6 protein-coding genes are annotated in these 8,061 nt (G+C 31.2%); 1 reads left to right on the top strand and 5 read right to left on the bottom strand.

Annotated elements, in window-relative coordinates; genetic code table 11:
* Window positions 1-542: 542 nt before the first annotated feature.
* From dnaJ to AQ1689_RS09820, 5 genes are all read right to left on the bottom strand, one after another.
* A complete protein-coding gene (gene dnaJ / locus AQ1689_RS09800; protein ID WP_101955963.1) occupies window positions 543-1,679 on the bottom strand; it encodes a molecular chaperone DnaJ in 1,137 nt (378 codons plus the stop codon).
* Between the two features lie 95 nt (window positions 1,680-1,774).
* The gene (locus AQ1689_RS09805; RefSeq protein ID WP_101955964.1) at window positions 1,775-2,386 is read right to left on the bottom strand and encodes a nucleotide exchange factor GrpE; all 612 of its coding nucleotides are present in this window, start codon (window positions 2,384-2,386) and stop codon (window positions 1,775-1,777) included.
* 110 nt (window positions 2,387-2,496) lie between these two features.
* A complete protein-coding gene (murA, locus tag AQ1689_RS09810; protein ID WP_101955965.1) occupies window positions 2,497-3,810 on the bottom strand; it encodes a UDP-N-acetylglucosamine 1-carboxyvinyltransferase in 1,314 nt (437 codons plus the stop codon).
* Between the two features lie 6 nt (window positions 3,811-3,816).
* Complete coding sequence (locus AQ1689_RS09815; RefSeq protein WP_101955966.1) at window positions 3,817-4,473, bottom strand: DUF4290 domain-containing protein; 657 nt, start codon at window positions 4,471-4,473, stop codon at window positions 3,817-3,819.
* A gap of 61 nt (window positions 4,474-4,534) precedes the next feature.
* Window positions 4,535-6,868 (bottom strand): ATP-dependent helicase, encoded by a 2,334-nt coding sequence (locus tag AQ1689_RS09820; protein ID WP_101955967.1) that lies wholly within the window; start codon window positions 6,866-6,868, stop codon window positions 4,535-4,537.
* Window positions 6,869-7,034: 166 nt separating this feature from the next.
* Between AQ1689_RS09820 and AQ1689_RS09825 the strand changes: the two genes are divergently transcribed.
* Entirely contained in the window at window positions 7,035-7,547 is a 513-nt protein-coding gene (locus AQ1689_RS09825; protein ID WP_058884988.1) for a DUF7935 family protein, read from the top strand.
* The last annotated feature ends 514 nt before the right edge of the window (window positions 7,548-8,061 follow it).

The following is an 8,061-nucleotide window of genomic DNA, read 5'->3' on the forward strand; positions in this document are numbered from 1 at the left end:
AAAAAGTGTCTATAACGTCTTATAGACACTGCAAATATATAACTCTTTTTAAGAACTCACAACATTTTTTACCAAAAAGATGTATTATTTTAATTTATAATGCTTTTTTTTGATCGTAAATACTCAAAAACAGCTTCTAAGAACCTGATATAAAACAAGTAACTAAAATTAAGACTTTCTATTAAATTATGTAAAAAAATATTAATTTTAGCAAAATCCTAGCCCCGATTGAAGCATCTGTTTGAGCTCTTTTTTATTTTTTCTTTTAAAAATAAAAAAAGCGAGTGCGGAAAGCGGGAAATTGCTACTAATTCAAAAATAAAGAATTGTACATAGAGCTTGTTTAAATTTTAACTAAAGTATTTTTTTAACATTTAACCGTCATGCTTAATTTATTTTAGTATCGCATAAAGCGAAGAACTACGGCAAATCAGGATGTGAAACTGAACTAAATTCAGTTTGACGTATTCGATTTTTCATCTATAAAATAAAAAAGCCCACTCAAAAAATGAATGGGCTTTTATAATTAAAAAACTGTTTGTCTATGAAAACATATCTTTTACTTTCTCAAAAAATGATTTATCAGATTTTTGAGGGTTTGGGCTAAAGTTGTCATCACTTTGCATTTGCTCAAAAAACTTACGTTGTTCTTTGGTTAACTCTTGTGGTGTCCAAACATTAATATGAATTAAGAAATCACCCGTTCCGTAATGCTCTATACTAGGTAATCCTTTTCCTTTTAATCTTAAAATTTTACCAGACTGCGTTCCTGCTTCAATTTTTATTTTTACTTTTCCTGTAACGGTTTCTACTTCTTTAGAAACACCTAAAACTGCTTCAGAAAAATTAATATATAAATCGTGGTGAATATTACTTCCCTCTCTTTTTAAATTTTCGTGTGGCACTTCTTCTATCAACACTAATAAATCACCAGGAATAGAATTTTTACCAGGTGCTTCATTTCCTTTTCCGCCAACTTTTAATTGTACGCCTTCAGTAACTCCTTCAGGAATATTAATTGAAACAGTTTCTTCTTTAACAATTAAACCTTGTGCATCGGCACCATTAGGTTTAGTATTAAGCATTTCACCTGCTCCTTGACATGAACTACAGGTAACTGCTTGTTGCATTCTACCTAAAATAGTATTGGTAACGCGCATTTGCTGACCGCTACCATTACACGTTGTACATGTTTTATAAGTAACACCTTCTGCCTGAACTTTTCTGCGAACTTTTACTTTCTTTTCTACTCCTGTTGCTATTTCTTCTAGAGTAAGTTTTACACGAATACGCATGTTAGACCCTTTTACTCTAGCTTGTCGTTGCTGACCACCGCCACCAAAACCGCCAAAGCCACCGCCTCCGCTGCCAAAAATATCACCGAATTGATTGAATATGTCGTCCATATTCATTCCGCCGCCGCCAAAACCGCCGCCGCCGCCACCTTGTGGGCCGTCGAAAGCTGCATGACCATATTGGTCATAACGGGCTTTTTTATTATCATCACTAAGAATTTCATATGCTTCTGCACATGATTTGAATTTCTCTTCAGCGCTTTTATCATCCGGGTTTTTATCTGGATGATATTTTATTGCCATTTTACGGTATCCTTTTTTTATTTCAGCTTGTGTTGCCGATCTTGAAATACCTAATATTTCGTAATAATCTTGTTTTGCCATTTCTAGTCTATTCTGTCATTTTCACTAATTTGAAGCTTTTTTACTGCTTCTCCTACACAAAGCAATTGCCTTGAAACACTACTATGACCTATTATTTATGCCTGTCCTACTACTACTTTTGGATGACGGATAATTTTATCTCCTAACTTATATCCTTTTTCTACACAGTCAATAATTTTCCCTTTCAATTTATCAGAAGGTGCAGGAATTTGTGTAATTGCTTGGTGTACATCAGCATCAAAAGTATCACCAGATTTTACCTCTACAGAAGTTAATCCTTTTTGCTCTAAAGTAGCTACTAATTTTTGCTGAATTAATGACATTCCTTTATTTAAACTAGCTATTTCTTTGCTTGCTTCTTTATCTAATTTTTTAGTTTCTTTCTTGTTAGTTTCAGCATGTGCTGAAGCTCTTTCAAAATCATCCAAAATTGGCAGTAAAGCTGTCATTACTTGCTGACCTGCTGTTTTAAAAAGCTCTACACGTTCTTTAGAAGTACGTTTTTTATAGTTTTCAAACTCAGCAAACAAACGTAAATATTTGTTTTTTTCTTCTGCTAATAATTCTTCTGCTGTTGGTACTATTTCCGTTTCTTCTTTAGCTTCCACCTCTTTCTCTTCTTGAGTTTCTTCTTGGTTGGTTTCTAATTCAGTATTGTCGATAGCGTCTTTTAATTCGTCTTCCTTTGTATATTGATCTTTACTCATTGTAAATAGTTTCTTTAATTTCTTCAGCATACTTTAATCAATAATATTGCCAATAAAAAAATCGTGCCATCTTGACACGATTTTTTTATTTTTATTAATTTATTTTTTTATTAGTCTTCTATTCTTTCAATTTTTGCACCGATAGATTTTAATCGCGCTTCAATATTTTCATATCCTCTATCAATTTGTTCAATATTATTAATAATACTGGTTCCTTTTGCTGATAAAGCGGCAATTAATAAGGAAATTCCTGCACGAATATCAGGAGAAGTCATTTTTGTTGCCTTTAACATTGATTGAAAATTATGCCCAATAACGGTTGCTCTGTGCGGATCGCATAAAATAACTTTTGCGCCCATATCAATTAATTTATCGACAAAAAACAAACGACTTTCAAACATTTTTTGATGAATTAATACCGTTCCCTTTGCTTGAGTTGCTAATACTAATACAATACTTAACAAATCTGGAGTAAAACCTGGCCAAGGTGCATCGGCTACTGTTAAAATTGAACCGTCAATATAGTTTTGAATTTCATAACTTTCTTGTGATGGAATAAAAATATCATCGCCTTTTTTATCTAATTGAATTCCTAATTTACGAAACACATTTGGAATTTGCCCTAGGTTTTCCCAGCTAACATCTTTAATAGTCAATTCAGAACGTGTCATTGCAGCAACGCCAATCCAACTACCAATTTCAATCATATCTGGCAATACCCTGTGTTCGCAACCACCTAAAGATCTTACCCCTTCAATAGTTAATAAATTAGAACCAACGCCAGCTATTTTTGCGCCCATTGAGTTCAACATTTTACATAATTGCTGAATATATGGTTCGCAAGCCGCGTTGTATATTTTAGTTTTTCCTTTTGCTAAAACAGCTGCCATTACAATATTAGCCGTTCCTGTTACTGACGCTTCATCTAATAACATATCAGCACCAACCAATCCATTTTCAGCTTCTACTCCGTAAAAATATTCTTCTTTATTATAACGGAATTTTGCACCTAAATTAATGAAGCCTTCAAAATGAGTATCTAAACGACGGCGACCAATTTTATCACCTCCTGGGCGTGGAATATACCCTTTTCCAAAACGTGCTAATAAAGGTCCAACAATCATAATAGAACCTCTTAATGAGCTTCCGTCTTTTTTAAATTTAGCCGATTCTAAATAACTTAAATTAATGTTATCAGCTTGAAAACTATATGAATTTGAACTTAATTTTTCAATTTTAACACCTAGTTCTCCTAAGATAAAAATTAATTTATTAACATCAATAATATCAGGAATATTATTGATAATTACTTTTTCGGCAGTTAATAAAACGGCACATATAATTTGTAGCGCTTCATTTTTTGCTCCTTGCGGGGTAATTACTCCATTAAGTTTGTGACCACCTTCTATTTTAAATGATGCCATACTATTTTATTTTTTTCTATATTTATTAGTTGTCGTATAATTCGATTTTATCTTTGAAGTACCTTTACTGTTTGATTGTCCTTGGCTACTGCGTTTTCTTAGTAAATTTTTACTCTCTGACAATATTTCATCTGAAGTTCTTAAATCTATATTTTTATCAGATAAATCATATAAATGTTTAAAAATAATAGCGTCATCAACGGTATCTTTATTCCAATTTAAATAACATTTTTTCATGTGATTGGCAATCGTGAAAATTAAAGCTTCTCTTTTTTCACCTTCTTCCCAAGTTAAAGCCATGTTAATCATCGTTTGGATATTGTTTCCATAATAACGATATCTTGAAGCCGATTTAGGATATGCCATTTTTTCGGGCTTTTCTGTCAATTCTTCTTTCGATGGAATTTCATAAGGAGATTCTGCATCTAATTTAAAATCGGCAATAATATGTAACTGATCCCAAAGCTTGTGTTTAAAATCGGGCACATCACGTAAATGAGGTTGTAAATTACCCATCACATCTACAATCGCTTTAGCCATTACATTACGTTCTTCTTTAGTTTCTAAAGCGATGCAATGATTTACTAATTTTTGTATATGTCTTCCATATTCTGGAATTATTAAGTGATCTCTTTCTGAATTGTATTCTAAATCAAACGTCATTTCTCTGTATATTTACTCTAAATTATGTATGCAAAATAGGTAATTAATCTCAATTAATTGGCTACCCTATTACCTTTAGTTTTGCAAACTGTAATAATAATTTCTTTTTTCCTACGGTACCAAACTTAATTTCAGCTTTCTTATTTGGTCCTTTTCCTTCCAAAGCAATAACTTCACCTGTTCCAAAACGATTATGCTCTACAAAATTACCAATATTAATTTCTCCAGAAAATAAATTAATAATTGACGTACTTGTATCTACCTTCATTTTCAACTTACTTTTTGAAGGAATTAAGTTTGGTTTTTCTTTCTTAGAAACAAACTCTTTTCGTTGTTTTTGCATCGGCTTTTCAAACCTAACTTTTCTAGAAAAATCATCGGTATCAAAAATATCCGCATCCATAAATCTATTACCAAAACCGGCGGGAACTTTAGGCGACAAATGCTCTACAAATTCAGGTGCTATTTCCTCTAAAAACCTACTAGGATCACCATCCGTTAATTTTCCCCATCTATAACGTGTTTGTGCATACGTTAAATACGCCACTTTTTCAGCTCTTGTTAAAGCCACATAAAATAAACGACGCTCTTCTTCTAGTTTGCTACGTGTATTAATACTCATGCCCGAAGGAAACAAACCCTCCTCTAAACCAACAATATATACATACGGATATTCTAGTCCTTTTGATAAATGAATAGTCATTAATGACACCATTGGTGTATCATCACTTTCACTATCAAAATCAGTAGCTAAAGCGACATCTTCTAAAAATATAGGTAAAGAAGCATCGTCACCCATTTCAATTTTATCAGTAATAAAATCTTTAATTCCGTTTAATAATTCTTGAATATTTTCAACTTTATTAGCACCTTCTTGCGTACCATCTTTTTGTAAATCCTGAACCAATTCGATTCTTTTTACTACTAAATCAGCAATTTCAAAAGCATTCATTTTTTGTGCATCTATTTGAAAACGCTGAATCATTTTGGTAAAATTGGCTAATTTATTTTTAGTTCCCGCATTTATTTTTAAATCGATGGTATTTATATTTACTAAAATATCAAAGATTGATTTATTATAATGATCGGCAGCAATGGCTAATTTATCCATTGTGGTAGCGCCAATACCTCTTGCTGGATAATTAATAATTCTCTTTAAAGCCTCTTCGTCATTTGGGTTTATTAAAATTCGTAAATACGATAATAAATCTTTAATCTCTTTTCGTTGATAAAAAGAAATTCCGCCGTAAATTTTATACTTAATATCTTTTTTACGCAAGGCATCTTCCATTGCTCTTGATTGCGCATTGGTTCTGTATAAAATAGCAAATGAATCATTTGTTAATTGATGCTCTTCTTTATTTTCTAAAATAGATTGTGCTACAAAACGTCCTTCTTCACCATCAGAAATAGTACGCATTATTTTGATACTTTCGCCAGGGTCATTTGCCGTCCAAACTTCTTTATCTAATTTTGTTTTATTTTTATCGATAACACTATTTGCAGCCTCTACAATATTACTTGTAGAACGATAATTTTGTTCTAGTTTAAAGGTTTTAACCTCAGGGTAATCCTTTTGAAAATTCAAAATATTATTAATATTTGCCCCACGAAAACTATAAATACTTTGCGAATCGTCACCTACCACACAAATATTTTCAAACCGATCAGCCAATGCTTTTACAATTAAATATTGCGAATGATTTGTATCTTGATACTCATCAACCATTATATATTTAAAACGACTTTGATATTTAGCTAAAACTTCAGGAAACCTACTTAATAATTCATTTGTTCTTAACAATAAATCATCAAAATCCATTGCTCCCGCCTTAAAGCATCTATCAACATAAGCCTTATAAATATCACCAACTCGAGGTCTTCGAGCCTCTAAATCTGCTTGTTGTAGTTCAGGATTTAAAAAATAAGCACGAACCGTTATCAAGCTATTTTTAAAAGAAGAAATTCTACTTAAAATTTGCTTTGGTTTATACTGCTCTTTATCAAGGTGCATTTCTTTTATAATTGTTGATAACAATCGAACAGAATCTTGCGTATCATAAATAGTAAAATTAGAAGGATACCCTAAACGATCTGATTCCGAACGTAAAATTCGAGAAAAAACAGAATGAAAAGTCCCCATCCATAAATTTTTAGTTTCACTAACACCAACAACCCCGCCAATACGTTCTTTCATTTCACGCGCTGCCTTATTGGTAAAAGTAAGCGATAAAATATTAAAAGAATCGACTCCTTGCTCCATTAAATGTGCAATACGGTAGGTTAAAACCCTGGTTTTACCAGATCCTGCTCCTGCTATAATTATCATTGGGCCATCTTTTTGTAAAACGGCTGCCCTTTGTGGTTCGTTAAGTTGCTGTAAATAAGTATTCAATAGAAAAAGTTTGTAAGAATTTTGAAATCGGAAATTTAACCATTCTTTTAGGTTTTATAAAGAATGTATTCCTTTTTTATTGTTAAAATGCAAAAATATAAAAATTGTATCTAAAATTATTTAATTTTGAATTGAGAATTTTAATTATGACTTGTATATTCGCAGCATGGAAGATAAAATTATTCAAGGATTAGCATATGCATTGCCCGCTTTAGTAACAGGAGGCGTTGCTTATTTTATATTAGGTGCTTTTATGCAACAAGATGAAAACAAGCAAAAATTTGATGCATTAGTTACTAAAAGAAAAGAAAGTTTGCCTATAAAACTTCAATCTTACGAGCGTTTATTATTGTTTTGCGAACGTATAAATCCTTCAAAATTACTAATACGAGTAGCTCCTATTGGCGACAATACAAATAGTTATCTACAGTTATTAATCGCTAATATAGAACAAGAATACGAACATAATATGGTGCAGCAACTATATGTTTCAGACGATAGTTGGAAGGCAATTTTAGCGGCAAAATTAGCTATAATTTCGAACCTTAGAAACAGTTCAGAAACTGCAGAAACTGCAAAAGACTTACGAGAAAGTGTTTTAATTTATTACTCTCAAAATGAAAACCCAACACAAACCTCTATTGCATATTTAAAGCAAGAAGTAAAACGTTTAATATAATTTTTTATGTTGTACTTAAAAAAAACTAGTTTGATTTATTAAAAATTCAAGCTAGCTTTTTTGTATTTAAAAAATATCTTAATTTTTTAAATTTTAATTAAAACCCAATATTACTTGATTTTTTGAATAAATATTTTAACATGAATACAAAGTATATAAAATTAGAGTAAATCCTTTAAACACATCTTTAAATAACCTTTTTAAATTTCGAGTTATTTTAACAAAAAATATAATCATAAAACTATTTGCTGTTATAATAATAATTTTTTGAAGCAATTTCCCGCTTTCCGCACTCGCTTTTTTTGTTAAAAAAAAACAAAAAAGAGCTCAAACAAAGCTTCAATCGGGGCTAGGCATTTGTGTTAATTTTCATAAATCGATACATCAACTATAATTCCACCAATCTCTACCCTATCAATTCGAGTGATTTTTTCCTTCAAAAAATTGTATCGAGAACTTTTTTAGTATCAAAAGAAAACAATTCAAATTCTCGATACTATTTTAATTCCTTTCA

The organism is Tenacibaculum finnmarkense, assembly GCF_900239185.1.
Taxonomy (GTDB): Bacteria; Bacteroidota; Bacteroidia; order Flavobacteriales; family Flavobacteriaceae; genus Polaribacter; species Polaribacter finnmarkensis.

Excerpts from the sequence above, each read along its gene's own strand:
- AQ1689_RS09825 (WP_058884988.1), top strand. The coding sequence starts at position 7,035 with ATGGAAGATAAAATTATTCAAGGATTAGCATATGCATTGCCCGCTTTA.
- dnaJ (WP_101955963.1), bottom strand. The coding sequence starts at position 1,679 with ATGGCAAAACAAGATTATTACGAAATATTAGGTATTTCAAGATCGGCA.
- AQ1689_RS09815 (WP_101955966.1), bottom strand. The coding sequence starts at position 4,473 with ATGACGTTTGATTTAGAATACAATTCAGAAAGAGATCACTTAATAATT.
- AQ1689_RS09805 (WP_101955964.1), bottom strand. The coding sequence starts at position 2,386 with ATGAGTAAAGATCAATATACAAAGGAAGACGAATTAAAAGACGCTATC.
- murA (WP_101955965.1), bottom strand. The coding sequence starts at position 3,810 with ATGGCATCATTTAAAATAGAAGGTGGTCACAAACTTAATGGAGTAATT.